The following is a 25,766-nucleotide window of genomic DNA, read 5'->3' as shown; positions in this document are numbered from 1 at the left end:
TTAAATAGTATTACGTAGGTTAAGAGAAAGGGGCTAGATCATGATTAAAAGACTTGATGAGTTAATAGAACTTGCTATAGGTAAAGAAAAAAAAATATTATCAGTAGCTGTAGCACAAGATAGCATAGTTTTAAAGGCTGTGGTAGAAGCAGTTAAATTACAAATTGTTGATGCCATATTAGTTGGTGATGAAGATAAAATAGTGGAAATTGCATCTTCTGAAAATTTAAATCTTGAAGGTATTAGAATTGTAAATGAGAAAAACATAATAAAAGCTGCAGCAAGAGCTGTAGAACTTGTATCCAGGGGCGAGGCTCATTTCATTATGAAAGGGATGCTTGGTACTTCTGATTTATTAAAAGCAGTGTTAAACAAAGAAGCCAACTTAAGAGGTAAAGGACTTTTATCACATGTTATGGTTTATGATGTACCTACTTACCACAAATTATTGTTTTTAACTGATGGAGGTATGGTTACCTGCCCTGAACTTAAAGAAAAAATTGAAATAATTAATAATGCAGTAGTAGTAGCACATGCCTTGCAAATAGATATTCCAAAAGTTGCTCCTATTTGCGCTGTGGAAGTTATTAACCCTTCAATGCAGGCAACACTAGATGCTGCAGCACTATCATTAATGAATAAAAGGGGACAAATAAAAGGTTGTTTAATAGATGGTCCTTTGGGGCTAGATAACGCAATCTCAAAGGAGGCGGCAGAGCATAAGGGTATTATTAGCGATGTAGCTGGTGATAGTGATATTTTACTTGTACCTAATATAGAGGCTGGAAACTTTTTAGGTAAGTCTCTTACCTACTTTGCAAAAGCTGAAAGCGCGGGAATTATAGTAGGAGCAAAATGTCCAGTAGTATTGGTTTCCAGGGCTGATAGTGCAAAATCGAAATTATATGCTATAGCTCTTGGAGCAGTGGTAGTTTAAAAATTAAAAAGCTATTAGAGGGAGCTCAACAATTGATAATTGTTGAGTGCCCATGAGGAATACAAGGAGGAAAAAATATATGAAAAAAATAATAATGTCAGGGAATGAGGCTATTGCAAGAGGTGCTTATGAGGCTGGATGCCATATAGCTTCAGCTTACCCAGGAACACCTAGTACAGAAATACTTGAAAATCTTGCGAAATATGAAGGCGTTTATGCAGAATGGGCACCTAATGAAAAAGTAGCATTCGAAGTTGCATCCGGCGCATCTATTGGGGGAGCAAGAGCACTAACTACTATGAAGCATGTAGGACTAAATGTAGCTGCTGACCCTTTATTTACAATGGCTTATGAAGGCGTTAATGGAGGATTTGTTGTGGTTACAGCAGATGACCCTGGAATGCATTCGTCACAAAATGAGCAAGATAATAGATACTATGCACCACATGCTAAAGTAGCCATGGTAGAACCATCTGATTCACAAGAATGCTTAGACTATATGAAAGCAGCTTATGAGATTAGTGAAAAATACGATACTCTTGTCTTATTTAGAGTTACTACAAGAGTATGTCACTCTAAATCTGCACTAGAGCTTGGAGAGAAAAAATCAGTAGAAGTTAAACCCTACGAAAAGAATATTAAGAAGTACATTATGACGCCAGCAAATTCAAAAGCTAAGCATTATGAAGTAGAAGAAAGATTACAAGCATTAAGACAATATTCTAATACTTCGACTTTGAATAGAATAGAAATGGGTAATAATAAAATAGGAATAATTACAAGCGGTATTTCTTATCAATATGCTAAAGAAGTTTTAGGCGATAATGCTTCATATTTAAAAATAGGAATGAGTTATCCTCTTCCTGATGAAATGATTAAAGAATTTGCAGCTAAAGTTGAAAAACTTTATATAATAGAAGAGAATGACCCATATTTGGAAACTGAAATAAAGGCAATGGGAATCAAGTGTACAGGAAAAGAAATAATTCCTATTTGTGATGAATTAAACCCTGACATAATAAGAAAAGCTGTTTTAGGTGAAGTTAATGACCTTACTTATACAACGGATGTACAAGCCCCATCAAGACCACCAGTATTATGCCCAGGTTGCCCACATAGAGGAATTTTCTATGAAGTATCTAAATATAAAGATATAATATCATCTGGTGATATAGGATGCTATACATTAGGTATGGTAGCACCTCTTAGTGTAACAGATACAGTTATATGTATGGGAGCTTCAATTTCAGCAGGTACAGGAATTGAAAGAGCCAATATGGTTGCCTGTAGAGATGATAAAAAAGTTTTTGCTTTTATTGGAGACTCGACGTTCTTCCATTCAGGAGTAACAGGGCTTATAAATGCAGTATATAATAATACGCCGATAGTTACTTGTATACTAGATAATAGAATTACTGGAATGACAGGACATCAAGAAAATCCTGGTACAGGAAAAACTCTTCAAGGAACTCCTGCACCTATGATTGATATTGAGCAGTTAGTTCTTGCCTGTGGTATTAAAGCAGAAAATATAAGAGTAGTAGATCCATATAAACTAGATGAGACTAAGAGTGCAGTGAAAGAAGCACATGATAGCACAGAGCCTTTTGTAATCATTACAAAACAACCTTGTGCATTAATTAAGGATGTACTTAAAGCTAGAACAGGAATTAAGTGTATTATTAATCAAGAGAAATGTAAAAAGTGTAAGGCTTGCTTAAAAGTAGGCTGTCCGGCAATAAAATTCCAAAATGGAGTTGTAACTATAGACGCTACCATGTGTAATGGCTGCGGAATATGTTTGCAAGTATGCCCATTTAAAGCTATAGAAAAGGTTGGTGAATAACTATGTGCGAAAATAAAAATGTATTATTTGTAGGTGTAGGTGGGCAAGGAACTATTTTAGCATCTAAAATTTTGACAGAAGGACTTTTGAAAAGTGGATATGATGTAAAAATGTCAGAAGTTCACGGCATGGCTCAAAGAGGTGGAAGTGTTACGACACAAGTAAGATTTGGAAAGAAGGTTTATTCACCTCTAATAGAAAAAGGTAAAGTAGATGTAATAGTATCCTTCGAAAAAAGTGAAGCAGCTAGATATTTACCTTATTTAAAGAAAGATGGTTATATGGTAGTTAATGATTATGAAATATATCCTATACCAGTTTTAATAGGCAAAGAAAAATATCCTGAAAATGTAAACGAAAGATTAACCGAAGTGGTCCATAACATAGTAGTTATTAATGCAGCTGAAATCGCTAAAGATCTTGGAAATATTAAAGCTCAAAATGTAGTTTTACTAGGAGCTTTAATTAAAGTACTTAAATTAGAAAATATAAACTGGGAAGAAGTTATTAGTGAGATAGTACCTCCTAAAGCCATAGAAATAAATAAGAAGGCATTTAGTGCAGGCATGGATGTTCAGTAATTAGCTATGTAATTTTAGCGAATTTTTAATAAGAAATAGGGGCTTTAGTTTAAAGCTCCTATTTCTTATTTTTCATTGTAACTTAGTGAATAATGTAAATATATATTTAAAATAGCACACTAAGCAAAAAATAGTATATTTTTGTGGGATATTTCTAAAAATTTGATATAATATAAATAAAGGCTGTAGCAAGGGGCAAAATAATTAATAATTGTTTTGTACTTCGGAGAGCGACAAGGGGCGAAACAATTACTTGTTGTTTCGTGCTCTAGAGGACTACAAGGAGGAAGAAAAATGCCAATATACTCATTAGCATCTAAAGAAATATTAGAGCACATAAAACAATATAGAAAGAAAGGTGAAGTAGTTAAGATATTTGACGCTTTGGAATATAATAATATATTATACAGAGAAATTACATTTTCTAAAAAATTATTTAAAAGTTTTCGAAAAGAAAATTTGGGGTACCTTTATATTAATGAAAAAAATGAAATCGTAAGTGAAAAATCACTACAAGAAAGACTAGCAAAACTAGCTTATTTTTCAGAGGTGTTTTACAATACAGAAAGTAGAATCTGTATAGTTAATGCGTTTCAAGAGGATGGTATAATTGAAAAAGATAGGAAGGATTATAAGTTAGTGGTGACCGGTTTAGATTTTTTAACTACAGACGGAATTGTGGATTCAGAACAGGTAAAACAAGTTGTTGTTAAATTGCCTAGTATTAGAAAAAAAAATAATGAAGTTTTAAAACAACTTATGGTTAAATCAGGAGAGTATAAGACAGAAAAAAAATATTTTAATGCGCATATGATGGAAGAACTATTACCAACATATAGAGAGGCTTTAAGCATAAATCTACAAAAGATAAAATTAATAGATTCTGCAAGTGAATGCTATTCAAATATTAAAAGAACTGCAGAAAAAAAGAGAAAACAGATTTCTATTAGATTTAATCATAAAATAGCACAACCCTTAATGCAGATAGGTTATATGATGGGGTATTTTAATAAATTGGTTGATACTTGTAAAATCATAAGTAAAATGTCCGATACTGAATATTTTAAGTATTTAGGCACTATTGAAAAAGAAAATATTGATTATAGAGTAAAATTAAATAGAAGTAAAAAGAACTCCAATTAATTTGGAGTTCTTTTTACTTCTACTCAACAGTTATATATACAGCATCTTCTTCGCGAACCACTTTTATATATTCAACTTCTGGATCTTCAGTTCCTTGAACATATAATCCAGTTGCTTTTAATTTTTCAACATAATCTATAATCTCTTGAGTTATTCTCTCACCAGGGCAAAGTATTGGAATACCAGGTGGATAAGCCATTAAAAATTCTCCGCTAATCATACCAACGCTTTTTTTAATCTCTACAGCTGTATTTACACTATTAAAAGCTTCTCGAGGAATTTGAACTTGCTCTGGAATACTAGGAATATCAATAAAATCAGATTTTTTTGTACCTTTGCCATAGTATTCATTGCTTATTTCTTTTAAAGCTGTAAGTAATTTCTCCATTCCCTCTTCAGTATCACCAAAGGAACCAACTGCGAGTATGTTATAAAGATCAGACAATTCCATTTGGATATGATATTTATTAGAAAGTATCATATCTAAGTCATAACCTGTTATGCCTAAATCTCTACATGTTATCGTGATTTTAGTTGGGTCAATAGCAAAAGCACCGAAACCATCTAAAACCTCTTCTCCAAAACAATAAAGTCCTGGAATTTTGTTTACTTCACTTCTTACATAATTAGATAAATCAATAGTTTTCTCTAAAAGCTCATTGCCATCCAATGCAATTTGGCGCCTAGCACAATCTAATGAAGCCATTAGTATGTAGGAAGGTGAAGTTGTGTGCATCAAGTTTATTAGTTGTTTAACTCTAGCTGGGTTAACAAGCCTTGAGTTAACATGTAGCATAGAGCTCTGAGTTAATGAGCCTATAATTTTATGAGTGCTTTGACAACATATATCTGCACCAGCTTCCATTGCAGACATAGGTAATCTTTCATTAAATGTAAGATGAGGTCCATGAGCTTCATCAACAATAAGCGGAATGTCGTATTCATGAACTATATCTGCAATGCTCTTAATATCAGTGGAAACTCCATAATATGTTGGATTAATTATAAGTACAGCTTTTGCATCAGGGTTTTCTTTTAAGGTTGCTTCTACTGTCTCAGGTGAAACTCCATGAGCAACACCTATTTTTTTATCTAGTTCTGGTTGCATATAAACTGGAACAGCACCGGCAAGTATTATACCACCGGTTATAGATTTATGAACATTTCGAGGCACAATTATTTTTTCGCCAGATCCAACTACAGACATAATCATAGCTTGAATAGCTCCTGAGGTACCATGAACTGAGAAAAATGAAGCATCAGCTCCATAAGCATCTGCTGCTAATTCTTGAGCTTTTTTAATAGGTCCAGTTGGGTGATGAAAAGAATCAACAAGTTTAAAAACTGTAACGTCAATTTTAAAAGGGTTTGCCCCCATAAAATTTCTAAATTGTTCATCAGCGCCTATTCCTTTTTTATGGCCAGGTACGTGTAGTGGCAAGGTATCTCTGTTAACATATTCCATTAGAGCATCAAATAATGGAGTTTCATTTTGATTTAATCTATACAATTTATACACCCCTTTCAAAAGAATTTATACTAAGGTACATTCAAATAAATGTGGAGTAAGCATATTATTCTATTTGTTTTTATGTTTAAAATATTTAAAATTATTTTTTATAATATATTCATTCAAACAATTAATAATTATAAGGTATAAAATATGCAAATGCAATAATAATTTTTAAAAAAACAAATGCTACAGTATATTATGTAGATTTATTAAAATAGTATTGTAAATAATGTAAAATAGGTTATCGTAAAAAGTCACTTCTATTTGTATTGGTATGATAGTATAATGTGAGAGAATAATTATAAATTAGAATGAATGCAATAAGTAATTGCGAATAGGATATCAGCTATTATTTGTTTTTCCAGGAATTAAGGAGGGAAATTATGACTTACAAAGAAAAATATAAAAGTTGGATTAACTCTAATTCTATAGATTTGGAATTAAAGAGCGAGTTAGAACAATTAGTAGATGAAAAAGAAATTGAAGATAGATTTTACAGAGATTTAGAGTTTGGTACAGGAGGACTAAGAGGAGTAATGGGTGCAGGAACAAACAGGATGAATATACATACCATAGGCAAAGCGACACAAGGTCTGGCAGACTATTTAAACTCAAAATATAAGGAGGATATATGGGTTAGCATAGCTTATGATTCAAGAAATATGTCAAAAGAATTTGCAAGGGCTGCTGCAAAAACACTTTGTGGTAATGGGATTTTTGTTAATTTATTTGAGCAGTTAACACCAACTCCAATATTATCTTACGCCGTTCGCGCACTAAAGTGCAAAGCAGGCATTGTTATTACTGCTTCACATAATCCTAAAGAGTATAATGGATATAAGGTTTATGGAGATGATGGTGGGCAAGTTACTGATGAAGCTGCAAATGAAATTATAGCCTGTGCAGGGAGAGTAAAAGATTTTTCTAAAGTGAAAACTATGGAGATTTCCAAAGCAAAAACAAATGGAATGCTTAAAATCATTGGAGAAAGTATTTATTTATCATACATTAATAAGGTTAAGAATTTAACTATTAGAAAAGACCTAGTTCAGCGATGTGCCAAGGATTTAAAAATAATTTATACTCCTATTCATGGCTCGGGAAATGTACCTGTGAGAAGAATTTTAAGTGAACTGGGTTATGATAATGTATTTGTTGTAAAGAAGCAAGAAATGCCAAATGGAGATTTCCCAACAGCGCCATATCCTAATCCAGAGGACCCAAAGGTATTTTCATTAGCTCTTGAAATGGCAAAAGACATTAATCCTGACATAATTTTTGGCACAGACCCTGATTGTGATCGAATTGGAGTAGTAGTCAAAGATAAAAAGGGCCAATATAAGGTTCTTACAGGAAATCAGACAGGTGTATTATTAAGTAATTATATTTTAAACTCATTGTGTGAAACTAAGGAATTGCCTAAAAATGGTGTGGTAATAAAAACCATTGTTACTACAGATATGGTAGAGGCTATTGGAAAAAAATATAATGTTGAAGTATTAGATGTGTTAACAGGATTTAAATATATTGGAGAAAAAATTAAGGAGTTTGAGCTGAAAGGTGAAAAAGAATTTATATTTGGTTTTGAAGAAAGTTTTGGATATCTAGCTGGAAATTTTGTGCGTGATAAAGATGCAGTTATAGCAGCAATGCTGATTTGTGAAATGACACTTTATTATAAAAATAAAGGCATCAGTTTGTACGATGCATTGATGGATATTTATAGTGAACATGGATACTACGAAGAAAGTTTAGTTTCAATAGAACTTAAAGGAAAAGATGGGGCAGAAAAGATAAGTAGTATATTAGAATATTTAAGGTCCTCGATGAAGGAAGGACTAGAAAACAATAAAATTGTAAAAAAAATGGACTATAGAGCTGGTTTAGAAGTGGATTTAGTAAAGAATAGCCAGAAAATAATAGAACTACCAAAATCGAATGTATTAAAGTTTATTTTGGAGGATGGTTCTTGGTTTGTAGTTAGACCTTCCGGTACTGAACCAAAAATGAAAATTTATTTATCTGTTAAAGGAAATTCTTCAGAAAATACATCTAAAAAATTAATTAAGCTTAAAGAAAATGTTATGTCAATAGTTGACGGGGCATATATAAATTAGAAAAATCAAGAATGATAGGAAGGTGTAAACATGGACATAAAAACATATTTTTCAGAGAAATTATCAGCTCTTCTTTTTTTAGAAATTAAGAAGAATAGTAAAATCAATGATTTTGTCATTTTGGATGACATATACTTCCCGGTGAGAACTAATGAGATAATAGAAAAAGTAAAGAAAAAAGAGGATTTTGATAATATACCAGTTAACTTATTTATAGAAGGGATGTTTTATGTTTTAGGAGCAGATGAACATTTTAAATATACTGATGAGTATAAAAAAATTATAAATACTATTCCAAATTCAATAGGATTTATTAAGGGTGTGATCTTTAAAGAAATCCAAAATGAAAATTATGAAGAAGCATATATTATTTTAAAAGGCCTATTAACTATAGAAGAAAATACTGAAAATTACGATAAGATTTTTTTGCTCGTGGATAAATTAAGAACCACTGATAGTATGTTCAAGGATGAACAATTAAAACTTATAGAAAGAGCTAAAAAAATTACTAATTATAGTAATCCATATCTATATGAGTCATTAGTTTTTAATAATGAAAAGGAACATGATGCAGCATACATTGCTATAAATAAATATGTTGAAAGTGGTGGAGAACTAACAACAGAGGTAATTGAACTTAAAAATAGTTTGAAAACTATAACGAGTTTTCAAAAGGCAAAGGAACTAATCCCCACAAGTCCTAAAGCTGCGCTCCAAATTTTAATACCTTTAATGGAACAATTAGGAGATAGACCAGATATATATTATCATAGTGCTGTAGCTTATAGAATTCTACAAAATTACGAAAAGGCTATATACTACTTGAATGAAGCAGTAGCAATTGAAAATGATTTAATTGAGGTGGTAATCGAGTATGGAATTAATTACGCATGTCTTGAAAATTATGAACTTGCCATAAGGTATTTTAGGGAAGCATTTGAGGTTACAAAATCCATAGAGGTATGTACAAATCTTATTATGTGTTATATAAATGTTAAAGACTTTGATCAGGCTAGGATACATTTAGATATGGCTAAAAAAATAGATCCATTAGATGAAATTGTGATTCAGTTAGAAAACCTATTGGTGGAGAATAAATAATTGGAGTATTTAGATAAGGCTATTAAAGAAATTTATAATGAACGTAATAATAAATAATAGAAAGTTAAATAAAAAAAGCCAAATGAAAAAGGCTTTTTTTTGCTCGATAACTGATTTTAATACTTATTTAAATGTTATTAAATAAAAATGAAGAAAACCGGTAAAGAAAAAGAAAAAATAGCCGAAGAAAATAAGAGCAAGGTATTTATGTGAGGAGTGTTTTAAATTGAAAAAAATTTTATCAGTAATTGTTTTAGTAATAAGTCTTATTATTTTGTCGCCAAGATCTGTTTTAGCTTTGGACAAGCCATCTGTATCTTTTGTGGGAGTTTCACATTCTCCATTAATACAAGGCGATAAAGAAAAATTTTACATAACTTCAAAAAATGTAAAGGAAGTTCAGTATAGAATATTTCTATATGAAGAAAATACAAAACTATGGACAGAATTTACATCGGGTTACACAGAATTTATGAATGCACAAATTCCCTATGAGATAAGTCCCGAGAAAGTATTTAAGTTAGGTAAGTATAAAGTATCTATTTGGGCCAGAGCAAAGGGTTCAAATGCAAATTATGATAGCTTTTACGTATCAAATCTGAATTGTGTTAGTAGAGATGATAATAATAGGGTATATTTAGATGGAAATATGGACGTGGGCAAAACAGAATATATGGTGGGTGACAAGGTTGAAATAAATGGCATTGAAAATATAAGAGGTATGAAAGCACCTTATAAATATAAGTTGCATGTTTATAATGCTACAAAGGACAAATGGAGTACCCATGTTACAAATTATTCTCAGGATAAAATAACATGGCAACCTACAGAAGCGGGGGCATATGTCATTGATGTTTGGGCAATGTCTGCAAATTCTACGCTTTGGAGTAAAGTTACTGCAAATGAGAGTGCTGCAGCCTATGAAGGCTGGAAGCTAAAAGTAATAAATGTTACTAAGTCTAATACTAGTTTAACTAGTTATAATTGCTCATTAGATAATATAACGGATATTCAGTATGGACTAAAGGCCTCGGTAACATATACAGCAGGTAAATGGATACTGGCAGATAGAAATGAAATAAAGTATTATATGGACCCTACGAATTTTTTAAATGGAGATGGGAAGTATCAATTTCTAAAATTAAATTATACTAAAGGAATTTCCGTTAATGAAATTAATGCTGTTCTGCAAGGGAAGGGAGTATTAAATGGAAAGGGACAAGCATTCTTGGATTCCTGTATAACATATAATGTAAGTCCGGCATATTTGATATCACATGCTTTTTTGGAAACTGGATATGGTAAATCCGTTTTAGCAAGTGGAGTTATAGTAACACAAGTAAAAGGGAAACCTGTACCACCTAAGGTATCTTATAATATGTTTGGTATTGGGGCATATGACGCTGATCCTACAAGACTGGGTAGTGAATATGCTTATACAAATGGTTGGTTTAGTGTTGAACAGGCAGTTGCTGGTGGCGCTAATTGGATTTCTAAAAACTATATCAATAATTCTAGTAATAACCAAAACACCTTATATAAAATGAGATGGAATCCAAATGGTGCAGGAAACCATCAATATGCAACGGACATAGGTTGGGCTAATAAACAAACAAAAAATATAAAAGCGATTATGGATAAATTTACAAATAGTAACATGTATTTTGATGTTCCTAAATATTTATACTAAATTTGATAATTCAACAAAATTCAAGAAGACCTAGCAATTATTATGTGTTAGGTCTTCTTGAATTTTTAAATTTAAACAACTATATTTTGAGAAATTATAAATAAATAGTTAATAAACTCCATTAAATTATACAAAAACAAGGTTTTAGGATATAATAATATGTGCAAAGATATCTCATAATAGATGTATAAAAAAAATGTTGAATAATTTTAGAAATGAGGTAAAATGATTAAGGGGAGTGGCGAAGGATTTATAACTAAATAGAGGATGTGAACTTCATGAAAACTGATAAAAGGGTTTTTGCGGTGGATATTGTTTGTGTTTTGGCATCATTATATATAGCTCTACTGTTGAAATTTGATTTTAATATCCCAAGTAAAGACCTGCAATTTTTTAAACTTTCAATTATTCCAGTGCTGATTTTAATAATAGGCTTTAATAAAATATTTAAATTGTATAGAAGTATTTGGAAATATGCTTCTATTAAAGAGGTATTTTCTATAGTATATTCCATATCCCTGGCAAACATAGTGTTTGTAATTTACAGCTATTTAGTTAGTTATATCTTATTTAACAGTGCCTACTATAGATTCCCTTTCACTGTACATATTATATTTTGGCTTCTATGCATAATTACCTTAGGTGGAATTAGAATTATATATAGAATATCAGAGCAAAAAAAAGGAGAAAATAAGCAGTGTGATAAGAATGTAAACATTCTTATTGTGGGTGCAGGCGATGCAGGTGCACTTTTAGTAAAAGAGATTAGTAAACATAGTGAACTTAAATATTATGTTGTTGGATTAATTGATGATGATCCATCTAAAAATGATAAAATAATTAATGGAATTAAAGTATTAGGTGGCAGAGATAGGATAATTTCAATTTGCCAGCAAGAGGCCGTTGAGGAAATAATTATTACCATGCCTTCGGCAGAGTTTAAAACTAAAACAGAAATACTAAACATCTGCAAAAAGACTAAATGTAAGCTTAAAACAATTCCTGGTATTTATGAAATTGTAGACGAAAAAGTGAACATTAGTGAGCTTCGCGATGTAAATATTGAGGATCTTTTAGGAAGAGATCCAGTTAAATTAAGCACCGAAGATATTGATAAATATATTAAAGGTAAGACAATATTAGTAACAGGTGGGGGTGGTTCTATAGGTTCTGAACTATGTAGGCAAATTGCTAAGTTTAACCCTGAAAAACTAATAGTTTTAGATATTTACGAAAACAACGCCTATGATTTACAGATGGAGCTTAACTATGAGTTTCCACAGTTAAATAAACAATTCATTATTGCATCTGTTAGAGATATTGATAGACTAAAAGAAATTTTTGAAACCCATAAACCGGATGTAGTATTTCATGCAGCGGCTCATAAACATGTGCCACTTATGGAAAATAACCCAGCAGAAGCCATTAAGAATAATGTGATAGGAACTTATAATGTGGTAAAATGTAGTCATGAAGCTGGTGTTAAGAGATTTGTTCAAATTAGTACAGATAAAGCAGTAAATCCTACAAACATTATGGGAGCTACCAAGAGATTTTGTGAACTCATAATTCAGGCCTTTGATACAATTAGCGACACTGAGTATGTGGCTGTAAGATTTGGTAATGTTTTAGGAAGTAATGGTTCAGTAATACCATTATTTAAAAAACAAATAGCTCATGGAGGACCGGTAACAGTTATGCACCCTGATATAAATAGGTTCTTTATGACAATACCGGAAGCCGCACAATTAGTTATTCAAGCTGGAGGTATGGCAAAAGGCGGAGAAATATTTGTTCTGGATATGGGTGAGCCTGTAAAAATAGTTGATTTAGCCAGAGATTTAATAACTCTTTCAGGGCTTGAACCAGATGTAGATATAAAAATCGAATTTATTGGATTAAGACCAGGAGAAAAACTTTATGAAGAGCTTCTGATGGATGAGATAGCTTTAACATCCACTTCACATAATAAAATTTACGTTGAAAAACCTATTGGAAATGATATAGATTTTATTGAAAAATCTATTGAGGATTTTAAAAATGTGGTAGGAAGAGATAAAGAAGCTGTATTTGCTTTAATGGAAGAAAAAGTTCCTACTTATAAAAGGAAGATGAACTAAAAAAACTGATTTAATTAGACCTTTAAGGTTATAGGAGGTAATAAAATGTCTCAATATAAAGACGAATTATTGTTAAAATTAAAAAACAAAACAGCTAAACTTGGTGTAGTAGGCCTGGGCTATGTGGGATTGCCACTAGCTGTAGAAAAGGCTAAGGTAGGATATGAAGTAATAGGCTTTGATGTTCAAGATAAAAAGGTTCAAATGGTAAATGAAGGACGTAATTACATTGGAGATATTGTAGATTCAGATTTAAAGTCATTAGTGGAGGAAGGAAAACTTAAAGCTACTACAGATTTTAGCTTTGTTGCTGACGTTGATACAGTATGTATTGCGGTACCTACGCCACTAGATTTATATAAACAACCAGATTTATCATATGTTGTTGCATCAACTAGAAGTGTAGCTAAATATTTGCATAGGGGAATGCTTGTAGTACTTGAAAGTACTACATACCCAGGAACAACTGAGGAAGTTTTAAAACCAATTCTAGAAGAATCAGGTTTGAAATGTGGAGTTGACTTTTTCCTCGCATTCTCTCCAGAGAGAATTGATCCAGGTAATAAAGAGTTTAATACAAAAAACACTCCAAAGATAGTTGGAGGATGTACTAAAGAATGTACCGAAGTAGCAGGAATGTTATACAGAAGTGTGCTAGAGGGAGATATAATGGAAGTGTCTTCACCAGCAGTAGCTGAAATGGAAAAAATTCTTGAAAACACTTTCAGAAATGTAAATATAGCGCTAGCAAATGAAATGGCAATTTTGTGTAAAAGAATGAATATTGATATTTGGGAAGTAATAGATGCTGCGTCAACTAAACCTTATGGATTTATGCCATTTTACCCAGGTCCAGGACTTGGTGGACATTGTATACCACTTGATCCATTCTACCTTGAGTGGAAGGCAAAAGAGTTTGATTATCATACAAAATTAATTGAAGCTTCAGGTATAATCAACGATTATATGCCTGAATTTGTGCTGGAAAATGTTATGAAGCTTTTAAATGGTCAAAAAAAGGCATTAAATGGAGCGAAAGTTCTTCTTATGGGTGCAGCTTATAAGAAAGATATAGATGATATGAGAGAATCACCAACATTAAAGGTTATTGATCAATTAGAAAAGAATGGTGCAGACATTATGATAAATGATCCCTTTATCCCAAAATTCAGCCATAAGGGCAAAGAATATATAACTGTAAATTGGGAAAAAGAAATAGCAAATGCAGATATAGTGATAATAACTACTGATCATAGTTCTTATGATTATGAACAAATTGTAGCTAAAGCTAGTTTATTATATGATACTAGAAACGCTACAAAGCATGTTGTAAATAATAGAGAAAAAATTAATAAACTTTAAATAATGTAGGGAAAAAATTATGGCATGCAAACATTGTAAACTATTTTATAATGTTGCATGCCAAAATTCTAACAAACCATCAAGGAGGAATTTAAATGAAAAAATTAAAGGTAGCAATAATAGGGTGTGGGAGAATATCTTACAAACATATAGAGGCTATAACTCAAAATAAGTCAGAAATCCAGCTTACAGCAGTTTGTGATGTGGTAGAAGCGAGTGCTATTTCCAAAAGAGATGAGTACATAAAAGCACTAGGAGAAAATGCTGATGTAAAAATTTATACGGATTATAAAGAAATGCTTGAAAAAGCTGATATAGACATGGTTTCTATAGCTACTGAAAGTGGGTATCATCCAGAAATAGCTATATATTGCATGAATAGAGGGAAACATGTACTTGTAGAAAAACCCATGGCGCTATCTACTCAAGATGCAGATAGAATGATTCAGTGTGCAAGTAAAAACAATGTAAAACTTTGTGTTAGTCATCAAAACAGATTTAATGAACCAATACAAAAACTCAGAGCAGCGGTGGAAGAAAATAGATTCGGAAAATTAGTTAATGGAACAGCAAGAATTCTTTGGAATAGAAATATGGGATACTACACTCAAGCACCTTGGAGAGGAACATGGGAACTGGACGGTGGTACATTAATGAATCAATGTATTCACAATATTGATTTATTACAATGGATGATGGGTGGAGAAATAGACACTGTTTATGCTCAGTGTGATACTTTCCTTCGAGATATAGAAGCAGAAGATTTTGGAGCAATAATGATAAGATTTAAAAATGGAGCTATAGGTATAATTGAAGGTTCTGCTTGTGTATATCCTAAAAATTTAGAAGAGACACTAAGCATATTTGGTGAAACTGGTACAGTTTGTATAGGAGGGCTTGCAGTTAATTCTATAGAAACTTGGAAATTTGCAGATAATGTGGATACAGAGGAAGAAATATTAAGTCAGCAGAAAGGTGACCCAGATTCTGTATACGGCTTTGGACATACGCCACTATATAAAGACATGGTAGATGCTATAAATATGGATAGACAACCTCTCATAAATGGAGAAGAAGGTAAAAAAGGTATGTCTATTATACTTGCGGCTTATAAATCAAGACTTACAGGGCTTCCAGTTAAATTCCCAATGGGAGAGTTCTCAACAATGCAAATGAAAAAATAATTTTAGAAATATCATAGAAAAGAGGTTATTTTCATGAATTATGTTTCAGAAAAAAGTAAAATTGGCAATAATGTAACAATGGGACATTTTGTAGTAATAGATGATGATGTAGTAATAGGTGACAATTGTATTATAGGCAGTAATGTTGTTATACACGCTGGAACTAATATTTCAGGCAATGTTAGAATAGATGATAATACGGTAATAGGTAAGGAGCCAATGAGATCTGTAAACAGTATTTTCAAAGATGAAGAAAAATTGCTTCCAGCTAAAATAAGCGAAGGTTGTCTTATAGGGGCAGGGGTAATTATTTATTGTGGTTGCACAATTGGAGAAAAAACACTTATTGCGGATACTGCAGTAATAAGAGAAAATGTAACTGTAGGCTCAAGAACAATTATTGGTCGCGGGACGACTATTGAAAATTTCTGCAAGGTTGGTTCTAACTGCAAAATACAAACTAATGTATACTTAACAGCTTATTCAGAAGTTGAGGATTATGTATTTATTGCGCCTTGTGTTACAACATCTAATGATAATTATGCAGCCCGTTCTAAAGAACGGTTTGGGAAATTCAAAGGGGTAACTATAAAAAAAGGTGGTAGAATTGGAGCCGGAGCAGTTATACTGCCTGGTAAAATTATACACGAAGATGCTTTAGTAGCAGCAGGTAGCGTAGTTGCAAAAGACGTGGAAGCAGGTATGATTGTAGTTGGAAATCCTGCTAAAGTGCTTCGATCTGTACCAGAGGATCAATTACTTAAAAATCAATAAAAGGAAGTAAATATGGGAAATTTTAATTTTAGAAATTTAGAAAAAAATGAATATAAAATGTGGGATGCATTTGTAGACAAATCTCCACAAGGGTGTATTTTTGCTAAAAGTTTTTGGCTAGATGCAGTAGGTTCAAAGTATGATATACTAGGCTGCTTTGATAAAGGCGATAGAATGGTTGCAGGTATGCCCATAACTCAAAATGAAAGTGGATATATAACTATGCCAAAGCTTACCCAAACCTTGGGCATAGTTTTTACTGATTTTTCAGAAATGAAGTATGTAAAGAGAATTTCTAAAGAAAAAGACATAATTATGGATTTTGTAGACAATATTCCTAAATTCAAAAATTTTGATATTTCATTTCACTATAATTTTACTAACTGGATGCCCTTTATGTGGAAGGGCTTTAATGAGCAAACCAGGTACACTTATGTAATAGAAGGTATTCAAAATATAGAAGTAGTACGGGGTGAGTTTGCAGATAAAACTAAGTCAGTTATTACTAAAGCAGTAAATCATAATTTAAAGGTTATGGATAACTTGACTCTATCTGATATGTATAGTATGCTAAAAAAAACTTTTGATCGGCAAAATATGAAGGTGCCTTTTGATTTTGAGTGGTTTGGGAGATTTGATGCTATAATAAATAAAAACAATGCAAGAAAGATGTTTTTCACAGTGGACGAACAAAACAATCTTCATGCTGCGCTTTATCTTGTGTATGATAAAAACTGCGCATATTACCTATTAGGGGGTGCAGATCCAGAATTTAGAAGTAGTGGAGCCATGTATTTAAATGTGTTTGAAGCTATAAAATATTCTGCGGGATTTACGGATAAATTTGATTTTGAAGGTTCAGTAGTTCCACAAATAGAAAGCATGTTTCGCTCCTTTGGAGCTACGCAAAAACAATACTTTAGAATAATTAAAAACAATTCAATTATTCTAAATATCAAACAAGATATAAGAAAATACGGAAAAATCATACTTAAAAGGGGATAATTATGTATAAGAATAAAAGATTTCTTGCTATTATTCCAGCAAGAGGTGGTTCAAAAGGTATACCAAATAAGAACATCATGGCTATATGTGGTAAACCACTTATAGCTTATACAATAGAAGCAGGAAAGAAATCTAAATACATAGATGAAATAATTGTATCAACAGATAGTGATGTCATAAAGGTAATAGCACAGCAGTATGGTGCTGTGGTTCCTTTTTTAAGACCAAAGGAATTATCAAGTGATAGTGCGAAATCTATAGATGTGGTAATACATGCAATAGATTTTTATAAAAATAATAATATAGCTTTTGATTACGTAATATTATTACAGCCAACATCACCTTTAAGGACTTTTGAGCATTTGGATGAAGCTATAGAAAAAATTATTGAGTCTAGCAGAACTTCATTAGTTAGTGTTTGTGAAGCTGAGGAAAATCCTATTCTTATGAGAAATATAGAAAATGATAAATTAAAAGAAGTCATAAGTTTTGAGGGAACAAATCTAAGGCGCCAAGATTTACCTGCTTTTTATATATTTAATGGTGCACTATATATAAATTCAACAGATATGTTAGTGGATGAAAAGAAATTTGTTAATGAAGATACAATCCCTTATGTAATGGACAAGGAAAGTTCGGTAGATATTGACACAATGCTAGACGCGAGACTTGTAGAACTGATAATAAAGGAGAGTATGGATGTTTAAAATAGATGGTAAACTTATAGGTAATGGAAATCCAACCTTTATTATTGCAGAGGCTGGGGTTAATCACAATGGAGATATACATATAGCAAAAAAACTGGTGGATGAAGCTGTGCTTGCGGGAGTTGATGCCATAAAATTTCAGACTTTTAAGACTGAAAAATTAGTCACGCGTTATGCAGACATGGCAGAGTATCAAAAGAATAATATAGGCAAAGATGACTCTCAGTTCAATATGTTAAAGAAATTAGAACTTTCATATGAAAACTTTATAGAAATACAAAAATATTGTATACACAAGAAAATTATGTTTTTATCTACACCTTTTGATTTTGAAAGCTCTGATTTTTTATTATCTATAGGTATGGAGGCTTTTAAAATAAGTTCAGCGGATTTAACAAATATTCCATTTTTAGAGCATATAGCAAGATTTAATAAACCTATAATTTTATCTTCAGGTATGGCATCACTTTCAGAAATAGAAGATGCAATAAATGCAATTTATTGCATAGGGAATAAAGAAGTAGCGGTGCTCCACTGTACTTCAAATTATCCAGCTAAACTTGAAAGTGTTAACTTAAATGCAATGAGTACCATAAAAAATGCTTTTAAAATTGTGTCGGGGTATTCTGACCACACACAAGGGATAACAGTGCCTATAGCCGCAGCTGCTATGGGAGCAGATATAATTGAAAAACATTTTACACTAGATAAGGACATGGAAGGTCCAGACCATAGTGCATCTCTCAGTCCTTTAGAGTTAAAAGACATGGTTACAGCTATTAGAAATGTAGAAATGGCACTTGGAAGTGGTATTAAGAGATGTAATCCTAGTGAAGTAGATACTATTAAGGCAGCAAGAAAAAGTATAGTAGCTACTAGGGATATAAGAGCAGGAGAGTGTATAAGTTTAATGGATTTAGATTACAAAAGACCAGGAACTGGACTTTCACCTAAGTTTTATTTAGACATTATTGGTAAAAAAGTTAACAGAGATATAAAAGTTGATGAGCAAATAGCATTCAATATGATGGAATAAAAATGTACTAAACCATTCCGTTATGTTATTCTCCCAGGGCACTACAAGGAGGTCAAATATGAAAAGAAAAATAGCAGTAATAACTGGTACAAGAGCAGATTATGGTATATTTTATCATGTTCTTAAAGAAATAGAAAAACAGGTCGCATTAGATCTTAAGCTTATTGCCTGTGGTATGCATCTATGCCCTGAATTTGGCATGACTATAAACGAGATAGAAAAAGATGGTTTTGAAATAGCAGATAAGTTTGAAACAATTCTGGCTTCTGACACAGGCACCTCTATGGCTAAATCTATAGGGCTTTCCATTATAAGTATGGCACAGTGCTTTGATAGAATAAAACCAGATGTGGTATTAATACTAGGGGATAGGGGAGAGATGCTGGCGGCAGCCACTGCAGCTATTCATATGAATATTCCTGTGGCTCATATTCATGGAGGGGAAGTAACTGGAACCGTAGATGAATCCGTAAGACACGCTATAACTAAACTTTCACATATTCATTTTCCTGCTAATGAGGATAGCAAACAAAGAATCCTTAAATTAGGTGAGAGGGAAGAAAATATTTTTGTAGTAGGAGCCCCAGGACTTGATTACATTAAAAAAACAGTGTTTTTATCAAGAAGTGTAATGCTAGAAAGATTTAAATTAGAAGATGATAAGATATTTTTACTTACGCAACATCCAGTAACCACAGAGCGGGACATGGTGGAATGGCAAATAAGAGAAACACTAGATGCGATTGTAGAACTTGGGTATCAAACTATAGTTTCATACCCTAATAGTGATAATGGCGGACGTGAAATTATAAAGGTTATTGAGGAATATAGAGCTAAATACCCATTCTTAAAGGTATTTAGAAATTTAAGTCAAGTAGAGTACCTAAGCTTTTTAGAAATAGCAGATGTAATGATAGGGAATTCATCTTCAGGTATAATTGAAGCTCCTAGCTTTAAGTTGCCTGTGGTAAATATAGGATCAAGGCAGGGTGGAAGATTAAGAGCCTGCAATATAATAGACATACCTTACGGTAAAGATGCTGTAAAGGCAGGAATTAAAAGTGCACTAGAAGATGATAACTTTAACAAACAATTAGAAACCTGCATAAATCCTTATGGTGATGGTAATGCCAGTGGTAAAATAGCGCAAATTTTAAGTGAGATAGTCTTAGATAGGAAACTTATACAAAAAAGAATAACTTACTAGTTGAGAGTTGAGGTGATATTATGGAGAAAATTGTACTTGTAGGCGCAGGTGGTCATTGTAAGGTTATTATTGACATTATAAAAAGTGCTTCTAAATATGATATAGTGGGTGTAACGGATAAAGCTTATGTGAGTGGTGAAGAAACCTTTGTATTAGATATACCTATAATAGGTGATGACAGCATTTTAAAAGAGCTATACAATAATGGAGTAAAAAATGCCTTTGTATGTGTTGGTGCACTGCAGAATATTGTGGTTCGTGATAAGATATACATGGAGCTTTTGAATATAGGTTTTAAGATGCCTGTACTTATACATAAGGGTGCAATAGTTTCTCCTTATGCAAATGTAGCCTTTGGAACTTGCGTAATGGCCGGAGCCATAATTAATCCAGGTGCACTCATAGAAGAGAATTGTATAATAAACACTGGAGCAGTAATCGAACATGATTGCAAGGTTCAAAGGAACACCCATATCTCACCTAGGGCTTGTATAGCTGGAGGGGTGAATATTGGATGTAATACCCATGTAGGTATGGGAAGTTCTATAATTCAATCAATACATATAGGTAATAATGTAATTATAGGAGCCGGAGCTGTGGTTATTGAAAATATAGTAGATAATGTAGTTGCAGTAGGAATTCCAGCAAAAATTATAAAGCGCAGGTGATATTATGAAATTTTCAATTGACAAATATTGTATAGGAACGGATTCTACAATAAAAGAAGCTATGGTGGTTATAGATAAAAATTTAACTGGTGGGGCTTTAGTTGTAAATGAAAATAATAAACTCGTTGGAACTATTACAGATGGTGATATTAGGCGGGCTATGCTTAAAGGCTCTAGCATAAGTGATGGTATAGAAAACACTTATTTTAAAAATTTTAAATTTGTAACAGAAGAACATAGTAAAAAGAAAGCAAAAGAGTATATGCTAAGTAATAAAATAAGACAGGTACCTGTTATTGATAAAGATAAAAAACTTATAGATTTATACTTTTTAGATGATATAATATCTTATGAAAAAAAAGATAATTATGTTTTTATTTTAGCTGGAGGTCTAGGAACTAGACTAAGACCCTTAACAGAAACAGTGCCTAAACCTATGTTAACAGTTGGTGAAAAACCCATATTGGAACTTATAATAGAACAATTTAAAGAATATGGATTTAGAAACTTTATTGTTTCACTTAATTATAAAGGAGAAATAATAGAGGATTACTTTAAAGATGGAAGTGAATTTGGTGTAAAAATAGAATACATTAGAGAAACTAAAAAACTAGGTACTGCAGGGTCAATAGCCTTAGTAAAAGAAAAATTCACGAAGCCTTTTATAGTTATAAATGGAGATATACTAACGGGAATTGATTTTGAAAAATTTTTAAATCATCATATAAAAAACGACTTCAATATAACAGTGGGAGTTAGAAATTATGAAATTAATGTTCCCTATGGAGTATTAGTTACGGATAATATGATTATAGAGTCTTTGGAAGAGAAGCCTACATACAAATTTAATATTAATGGCGGAGTATATGTTGTTAATCCTGAAATTGTAAAATATATAAAAGAAGACGAAGTTTATAATATGACTGATTTAATAGAAGATGCAATGAATAATGATTACACTTCAGGTATATATGAGATAACTGAGTATTGGAAGGATATAGGCCAAATAGAAGACTATAGAAATGCTAACAGGGATATTCATAAGTTTTTTGAATTATAAAAAGAGGAGTAGATGAAATGAATTGGCAAGGTAAAAAAGTTTTAGTTACAGGTGCAGAGGGGTTTATAGGAAGTCATTTAACAGAAAGATTAGTAGAACTTGGAGCAGATGTTACGGCACTAGCTCAATATAATTCCTTTAATAACTGGGGATGGATTGACACTTTTGATAAAAAGACTAAAGATAGCATTAAAGTTGTTACTGGAGATATAAGAGAATATGATGGAATGAAAAGAATTATAAAGGGGCAAGAAGTGGTGCTTCATCTTGCTGCACTAATTGCAATTCCATATTCTTATCTTTCACCTATGGCCTATGTAAGAACAAATATAGAAGGTACTACCAATGTTTTAGAAGCCTGTAGAGAATATGAGGTTGAAAAAATTGTGCATACCTCCACGTCTGAAACCTATGGTACAGCTCTTTATGTGCCAATTGATGAAAAACACCCAATGCAGGGTCAATCTCCATATTCGGCATCAAAAATAGGAGCAGACAAGATGGCAGAAAGTTACTATAAAAGCTTTAATATGCCAATAGCTACTATAAGACCATTTAATACTTATGGACCAAGACAATCAGCAAGAGCTGTAATTCCAACAATAATATCGCAGATACTTGCAGGTAAAACGGAAATTAAACTTGGAAGTTTAACTCCAACTAGAGACTTTAATTTTGTAAAAGATACTGCTGAGGCATTCATAAAAGTTGCTGAAAGCGAAAAAACTATTGGTGAAGTTATAAATGCTGGTTCAAACTATGAGATAACTATAGGGGACACAGTTAAAAAAATAATAAGCATAATAGGAAAGGACGTAAAAATCCTTTGTGATGATGAAAGATTAAGACCGGAAAATAGCGAAGTTAATAGATTATGGGCGGATAACACTAAAATAAAAGAATTAACAGGCTGGAAGCCGAATTATAATATAGATAGGGGTCTTGAAGAAACAGTTGAGTGGATAAAAAATAATATGCAGTATTTCAAAACAGACATATACAACGTATAAAATAAACAGGAGGTTTTTAGTGTGATACCATTATGTATACCAGAAATAAGAGGCAATGAGTGGAAATATGTTAAAGACTGTATAGATACTAATTGGGTATCTTCAGTAGGAAGTTATGTAAATTTATTTGAAAAGAAATTTAGTGAATATGTAGGTAGCAAAAGTGCAGTAGTTACAAATAATGGTACAGCAGCACTTCAATTAGCATTAGTAACTCTAGGAATAGGTGCAGGAGATGAGGTTATAGTTCCATCATTAACATTTATATCTCCAATAAACACTATAAAATATGTAGGTGCTGAGCCTGTATTTGTAGATGTATGTAGAGATACCTTTGTTATGGATGCAGAAAAGATAGAAGCGTTAATAACACCTAAAACAAAGGCTATAATGCCAGTACATATTTATGGTCATCCAGCAGATATGGATAGGATTATGGAAATAGCGCAAAAGCATAATCTGTTTGTTATAGAAGATGCAACAGAAGCATTAGGATCTACTTATAAAGGCAAAATGGCTGGAACCATAGGACATATGGGTTGCTACAGTTTTAATGGAAATAAGCTTATAACTACAGGGGCAGGTGGAATGTTTGTAACTAACAATTTAGAATATGGAGATAGAGCAAAATTTTTGTCCACACAAACAAAAGTAGTTACTGATAATAAAGCTTTCTACCATCCTGAGGTAGGATATAATTTTAGGATGCCAAATCTTCTTGCTGCTTTTGGAGTGGCTCAACTTGAAAATGTTGAAGAATATTTAAAGGTAAAAAAAGAAAATGCAGTTTATTACAATAAATTTTTAAGTGAGGTTCCTGGAATTACATTACCAATAGAAAAAGATAATGTAGAAAATTGTTTTTGGCTATACTCAATCTTAGTTGAAGATGAGTATGGTATAACAAGGGACCAGCTTATACAAAAATTAAATGAAGAAAAAATAGAAGCAAGACCTTTCTTTATGCCTATACATGATATGCCACCATACATTGATTGCACACATGGAGATTTAAGTGTTACAGGTGAGCTTTATGCGCTAGGAATAAATCTTCCAAGTTCTGTAGGTCTTAAAAAAGAAGATATTGAAGCAGTGTGTAATATTATTAAAAAATACGCAAAATAAAATTTAAAAATAACAGATAGGGATACTGGTCCATATTATTTTAAAGATATATTAATATGGACCGGTATTATTTATCATTGTAGTGCAAAAAAAATAGATTACTATAGCACTAGTTATTTTTAAAATAAGCAATATGAAGTATTAGTAAGGGGATAGAATTTTGAATGCTTTAGTTAAAAAAATGTATAGCAGCAAATTAGTCAAAAGTGGAATATGGTATACTATAGGGACATTTTTCCTACAAGGTATAGGGTTTTTAACGCTTCCTATTTTTAATAGATTGCTCAGTCCTACAGAAAATGGTGTAATTACTATATACACTACCTATGTTGGTGTATTTACTATTCTTATTGGTATAGGACTGGAATCTGCTGTATCTAGAGGTAGATTTGATTTTAAAGAGGACTATGAAGAATTCTTATCTTCGTTACTTTTTCTAGCTAGTATAACCTTCCTAATATGGCTAGCAATTGGAATTATATTCAAAAAACCTATCGCAAATATGATAGGAATAAAGCCGGATTTATTGATTATGCTCATTGTACAAAGTTTTTTTGGTTTTGTACTTAGCTTTGCTAGCACAAAATATTCTATTGAATATAAGTATAAGAAATTTTTATTTATTTCTATAACAAGTACGTTAATAAACGTTGGGTTATCAATTGTTTTAATAATGGGATTAACTAATAATAGATATTATGGAAGAATCAAAGGTGGAGCCTATGTTACAATAATTTATGGAGTAATACTATATGTTATATTTATGATGAAAGGTAAAAAATTAATAGCTTTAAAATACTGGAAGTATGCACTACCTATTTCTCTTCCTATGATTTTTCATCAACTTTCATCAATAGCATTGACTTCTTCCGATGCCGTAATGATAAGTAAAATAGTAGGTGATGCGGAAACAGGTATTTATGGATTTGCATATAAAATGGGACTAATAGTAAGTATTGCGTGGGCTGCATCTAATAAAGCTTGGGTACCTTGGTTTTTTGAAAAGATGAAGGAAGAAAACTATGACGAAATTTCGGAAAAAACAAAGTACTATATAATTTTATTTTCATTTATAACATTTATTTTAATTTTCATATCTCCAGAAATAGCAATGATTTTAGGTACAAAGGCATATTCACAGGGAATAGGACTCGTACCAATCATAATGATAGGTTACTACTTTGTTTTCTTATATAGCCTACCGGTTAATTTAGAGTTTTATACAAAGAAAACTAAATATATAGCGACGGGAACGTTTATGGCTGCAGTAGCTAACCTAGTTCTAAATTTTATTTTTATTCCCAAATTCGGATATAAGGCTGCTGGGTGGACAACTGTTGTATCATATTTGTTGCTTTTTTTGTATCATTATATAATAGCTTTAAAAATATCTGACGTAAGAGTCTTTAATATTATGCACTTTATATATGGAATTTTGTTTGTAACTATATCTAGTGTGATTTTTTATTTCATTAAAGACATATGGGTTATAAGATATGGTATAATTATCATGGTTTGTTTAATAACAGTTTTTAGCTTTAAGAAGAAAATTGGTGTTCTTTTAAATAAATAACCTACTG

21 protein-coding genes are annotated in these 25,766 nt (G+C 31.9%); 20 read left to right on the top strand and 1 reads right to left on the bottom strand.

Annotation, left to right across the window (positions count from 1 at the left end):
- Nucleotides 1–40: 40 nt before the first annotated feature.
- The 4 genes from ACREV6_RS20830 (at nucleotide 41) to ACREV6_RS20815 (ending at nucleotide 4,507) form a co-directional block, all read left to right on the top strand.
- On the top strand, nucleotides 41–937 hold the full coding sequence (locus ACREV6_RS20830) for a phosphate butyryltransferase (protein WP_431579963.1): 897 nt from the start codon (nucleotides 41–43) through the stop codon (nucleotides 935–937).
- Between the two features lie 79 nt (nucleotides 938–1,016).
- Nucleotides 1,017–2,783 (top strand): indolepyruvate ferredoxin oxidoreductase subunit alpha, encoded by a 1,767-nt coding sequence (iorA, locus tag ACREV6_RS20825; RefSeq protein WP_431579962.1) that lies wholly within the window; start codon nucleotides 1,017–1,019, stop codon nucleotides 2,781–2,783.
- A 2-nt stretch (nucleotides 2,784–2,785) separates the two neighbouring features.
- Nucleotides 2,786–3,364 carry an indolepyruvate oxidoreductase subunit beta gene (locus tag ACREV6_RS20820; protein WP_431579961.1) on the top strand — a complete coding sequence of 193 codons (579 nt, stop codon included), beginning with the start codon at nucleotides 2,786–2,788 and terminating at the stop codon, nucleotides 3,362–3,364.
- A 294-nt stretch (nucleotides 3,365–3,658) separates the two neighbouring features.
- Nucleotides 3,659–4,507 (top strand): hypothetical protein, encoded by an 849-nt coding sequence (locus ACREV6_RS20815; protein WP_431579960.1) that lies wholly within the window; start codon nucleotides 3,659–3,661, stop codon nucleotides 4,505–4,507.
- A 19-nt stretch (nucleotides 4,508–4,526) separates the two neighbouring features.
- On the opposite strand, the gene ACREV6_RS20810 is transcribed toward ACREV6_RS20815, so the two are convergent.
- On the bottom strand, nucleotides 4,527–6,017 hold the full coding sequence (locus ACREV6_RS20810; RefSeq protein WP_431579959.1) for an aminotransferase class I/II-fold pyridoxal phosphate-dependent enzyme: 1,491 nt from the start codon (nucleotides 6,015–6,017) through the stop codon (nucleotides 4,527–4,529).
- Nucleotides 6,018–6,403: 386 nt separating this feature from the next.
- On the opposite strand from ACREV6_RS20810, the gene ACREV6_RS20805 reads away from it, so the two are divergent.
- The 16 genes from ACREV6_RS20805 to ACREV6_RS20730 all read left to right on the top strand — a co-directional run bounded on the left by ACREV6_RS20805 (nucleotide 6,404) and on the right by ACREV6_RS20730 (nucleotide 25,759).
- The gene (locus tag ACREV6_RS20805) at nucleotides 6,404–8,137 is read left to right on the top strand and encodes a phospho-sugar mutase (protein ID WP_431579958.1); all 1,734 of its coding nucleotides are present in this window, start codon (nucleotides 6,404–6,406) and stop codon (nucleotides 8,135–8,137) included.
- A gap of 30 nt (nucleotides 8,138–8,167) precedes the next feature.
- Nucleotides 8,168–9,238 carry a tetratricopeptide repeat protein gene (locus ACREV6_RS20800; RefSeq protein ID WP_431579957.1) on the top strand — a complete coding sequence of 357 codons (1,071 nt, stop codon included), beginning with the start codon at nucleotides 8,168–8,170 and terminating at the stop codon, nucleotides 9,236–9,238.
- Between the two features lie 226 nt (nucleotides 9,239–9,464).
- On the top strand, nucleotides 9,465–10,928 hold the full coding sequence (locus tag ACREV6_RS20795) for an N-acetylglucosaminidase (protein ID WP_431579956.1): 1,464 nt from the start codon (nucleotides 9,465–9,467) through the stop codon (nucleotides 10,926–10,928).
- 278 nt (nucleotides 10,929–11,206) lie between these two features.
- Nucleotides 11,207–13,048 (top strand): polysaccharide biosynthesis protein, encoded by a 1,842-nt coding sequence (locus tag ACREV6_RS20790; RefSeq protein ID WP_431579955.1) that lies wholly within the window; start codon nucleotides 11,207–11,209, stop codon nucleotides 13,046–13,048.
- Between the two features lie 45 nt (nucleotides 13,049–13,093).
- The gene (locus ACREV6_RS20785) at nucleotides 13,094–14,410 is read left to right on the top strand and encodes a nucleotide sugar dehydrogenase (RefSeq protein WP_431579954.1); all 1,317 of its coding nucleotides are present in this window, start codon (nucleotides 13,094–13,096) and stop codon (nucleotides 14,408–14,410) included.
- Nucleotides 14,411–14,505: 95 nt separating this feature from the next.
- The gene (locus tag ACREV6_RS20780) at nucleotides 14,506–15,594 is read left to right on the top strand and encodes a Gfo/Idh/MocA family protein (protein ID WP_431579953.1); all 1,089 of its coding nucleotides are present in this window, start codon (nucleotides 14,506–14,508) and stop codon (nucleotides 15,592–15,594) included.
- Between the two features lie 33 nt (nucleotides 15,595–15,627).
- A complete protein-coding gene (locus tag ACREV6_RS20775; protein WP_431579952.1) occupies nucleotides 15,628–16,368 on the top strand; it encodes an acyltransferase in 741 nt (246 codons plus the stop codon).
- A 12-nt stretch (nucleotides 16,369–16,380) separates the two neighbouring features.
- Nucleotides 16,381–17,373, top strand: a complete 993-nt coding sequence (locus ACREV6_RS20770; protein ID WP_431579951.1) for a GNAT family N-acetyltransferase — start codon at nucleotides 16,381–16,383, stop codon at nucleotides 17,371–17,373.
- 2 nt (nucleotides 17,374–17,375) lie between these two features.
- The gene (locus ACREV6_RS20765) at nucleotides 17,376–18,080 is read left to right on the top strand and encodes an acylneuraminate cytidylyltransferase family protein (protein WP_431579950.1); all 705 of its coding nucleotides are present in this window, start codon (nucleotides 17,376–17,378) and stop codon (nucleotides 18,078–18,080) included.
- Nucleotides 18,073–19,116: an N-acetylneuraminate synthase gene (neuB, locus tag ACREV6_RS20760; protein WP_431579949.1), complete on the top strand. Its 1,044-nt coding sequence runs from the start codon at nucleotides 18,073–18,075 to the stop codon at nucleotides 19,114–19,116. The genes ACREV6_RS20765 and neuB overlap by 8 nt, the downstream gene beginning before the upstream one ends.
- A 58-nt stretch (nucleotides 19,117–19,174) precedes the next feature.
- Nucleotides 19,175–20,323 carry a UDP-N-acetylglucosamine 2-epimerase gene (gene neuC / locus ACREV6_RS20755; RefSeq protein ID WP_431579948.1) on the top strand — a complete coding sequence of 383 codons (1,149 nt, stop codon included), beginning with the start codon at nucleotides 19,175–19,177 and terminating at the stop codon, nucleotides 20,321–20,323.
- 20 nt (nucleotides 20,324–20,343) lie between these two features.
- On the top strand, nucleotides 20,344–20,991 hold the full coding sequence (locus ACREV6_RS20750; protein WP_431579947.1) for an acetyltransferase: 648 nt from the start codon (nucleotides 20,344–20,346) through the stop codon (nucleotides 20,989–20,991).
- A 4-nt stretch (nucleotides 20,992–20,995) separates the two neighbouring features.
- Nucleotides 20,996–22,051 (top strand): nucleotidyltransferase family protein, encoded by a 1,056-nt coding sequence (locus tag ACREV6_RS20745; protein WP_431579946.1) that lies wholly within the window; start codon nucleotides 20,996–20,998, stop codon nucleotides 22,049–22,051.
- 17 nt (nucleotides 22,052–22,068) lie between these two features.
- Entirely contained in the window at nucleotides 22,069–23,061 is a 993-nt protein-coding gene (locus tag ACREV6_RS20740; RefSeq protein ID WP_431579945.1) for an NAD-dependent 4,6-dehydratase LegB, read from the top strand.
- Between the two features lie 21 nt (nucleotides 23,062–23,082).
- Nucleotides 23,083–24,186, top strand: a complete 1,104-nt coding sequence (locus ACREV6_RS20735) for a LegC family aminotransferase (RefSeq protein ID WP_431579944.1) — start codon at nucleotides 23,083–23,085, stop codon at nucleotides 24,184–24,186.
- 160 nt (nucleotides 24,187–24,346) lie between these two features.
- The gene (locus tag ACREV6_RS20730) at nucleotides 24,347–25,759 is read left to right on the top strand and encodes a lipopolysaccharide biosynthesis protein (protein WP_431579943.1); all 1,413 of its coding nucleotides are present in this window, start codon (nucleotides 24,347–24,349) and stop codon (nucleotides 25,757–25,759) included.
- The last annotated feature ends 7 nt before the right edge of the window (nucleotides 25,760–25,766 follow it).

The sequence above is a fragment of the Clostridium sp. genome (assembly GCF_050717515.1).
Classification (GTDB): domain Bacteria; phylum Bacillota; class Clostridia; order Clostridiales; family Clostridiaceae; genus Clostridium_AD.
This window is presented reverse-complemented; position numbering and strand designations above follow the sequence as displayed.

Bases quoted from the DNA above. Each gene is read 5' to 3' on its own strand.
- neuC (WP_431579948.1), top strand. From the start codon at position 19,175: ATGAAAAGAAAAATAGCAGTAATAACTGGTACAAGAGCAGATTATGGT.
- ACREV6_RS20750 (WP_431579947.1), top strand. From the start codon at position 20,344: ATGGAGAAAATTGTACTTGTAGGCGCAGGTGGTCATTGTAAGGTTATT.
- ACREV6_RS20780 (WP_431579953.1), top strand. From the start codon at position 14,506: ATGAAAAAATTAAAGGTAGCAATAATAGGGTGTGGGAGAATATCTTAC.
- ACREV6_RS20745 (WP_431579946.1), top strand. From the start codon at position 20,996: ATGAAATTTTCAATTGACAAATATTGTATAGGAACGGATTCTACAATA.
- ACREV6_RS20790 (WP_431579955.1), top strand. From the start codon at position 11,207: ATGAAAACTGATAAAAGGGTTTTTGCGGTGGATATTGTTTGTGTTTTG.
- iorA (WP_431579962.1), top strand. From the start codon at position 1,017: ATGAAAAAAATAATAATGTCAGGGAATGAGGCTATTGCAAGAGGTGCT.
- ACREV6_RS20775 (WP_431579952.1), top strand. From the start codon at position 15,628: ATGAATTATGTTTCAGAAAAAAGTAAAATTGGCAATAATGTAACAATG.
- ACREV6_RS20830 (WP_431579963.1), top strand. From the start codon at position 41: ATGATTAAAAGACTTGATGAGTTAATAGAACTTGCTATAGGTAAAGAA.
- ACREV6_RS20820 (WP_431579961.1), top strand. From the start codon at position 2,786: ATGTGCGAAAATAAAAATGTATTATTTGTAGGTGTAGGTGGGCAAGGA.
- neuB (WP_431579949.1), top strand. From the start codon at position 18,073: ATGTTTAAAATAGATGGTAAACTTATAGGTAATGGAAATCCAACCTTT.
- ACREV6_RS20740 (WP_431579945.1), top strand. From the start codon at position 22,069: ATGAATTGGCAAGGTAAAAAAGTTTTAGTTACAGGTGCAGAGGGGTTT.
- ACREV6_RS20765 (WP_431579950.1), top strand. From the start codon at position 17,376: ATGTATAAGAATAAAAGATTTCTTGCTATTATTCCAGCAAGAGGTGGT.
- ACREV6_RS20785 (WP_431579954.1), top strand. From the start codon at position 13,094: ATGTCTCAATATAAAGACGAATTATTGTTAAAATTAAAAAACAAAACA.
- ACREV6_RS20805 (WP_431579958.1), top strand. From the start codon at position 6,404: ATGACTTACAAAGAAAAATATAAAAGTTGGATTAACTCTAATTCTATA.
- ACREV6_RS20770 (WP_431579951.1), top strand. From the start codon at position 16,381: ATGGGAAATTTTAATTTTAGAAATTTAGAAAAAAATGAATATAAAATG.
- ACREV6_RS20815 (WP_431579960.1), top strand. From the start codon at position 3,659: ATGCCAATATACTCATTAGCATCTAAAGAAATATTAGAGCACATAAAA.
- ACREV6_RS20800 (WP_431579957.1), top strand. From the start codon at position 8,168: ATGGACATAAAAACATATTTTTCAGAGAAATTATCAGCTCTTCTTTTT.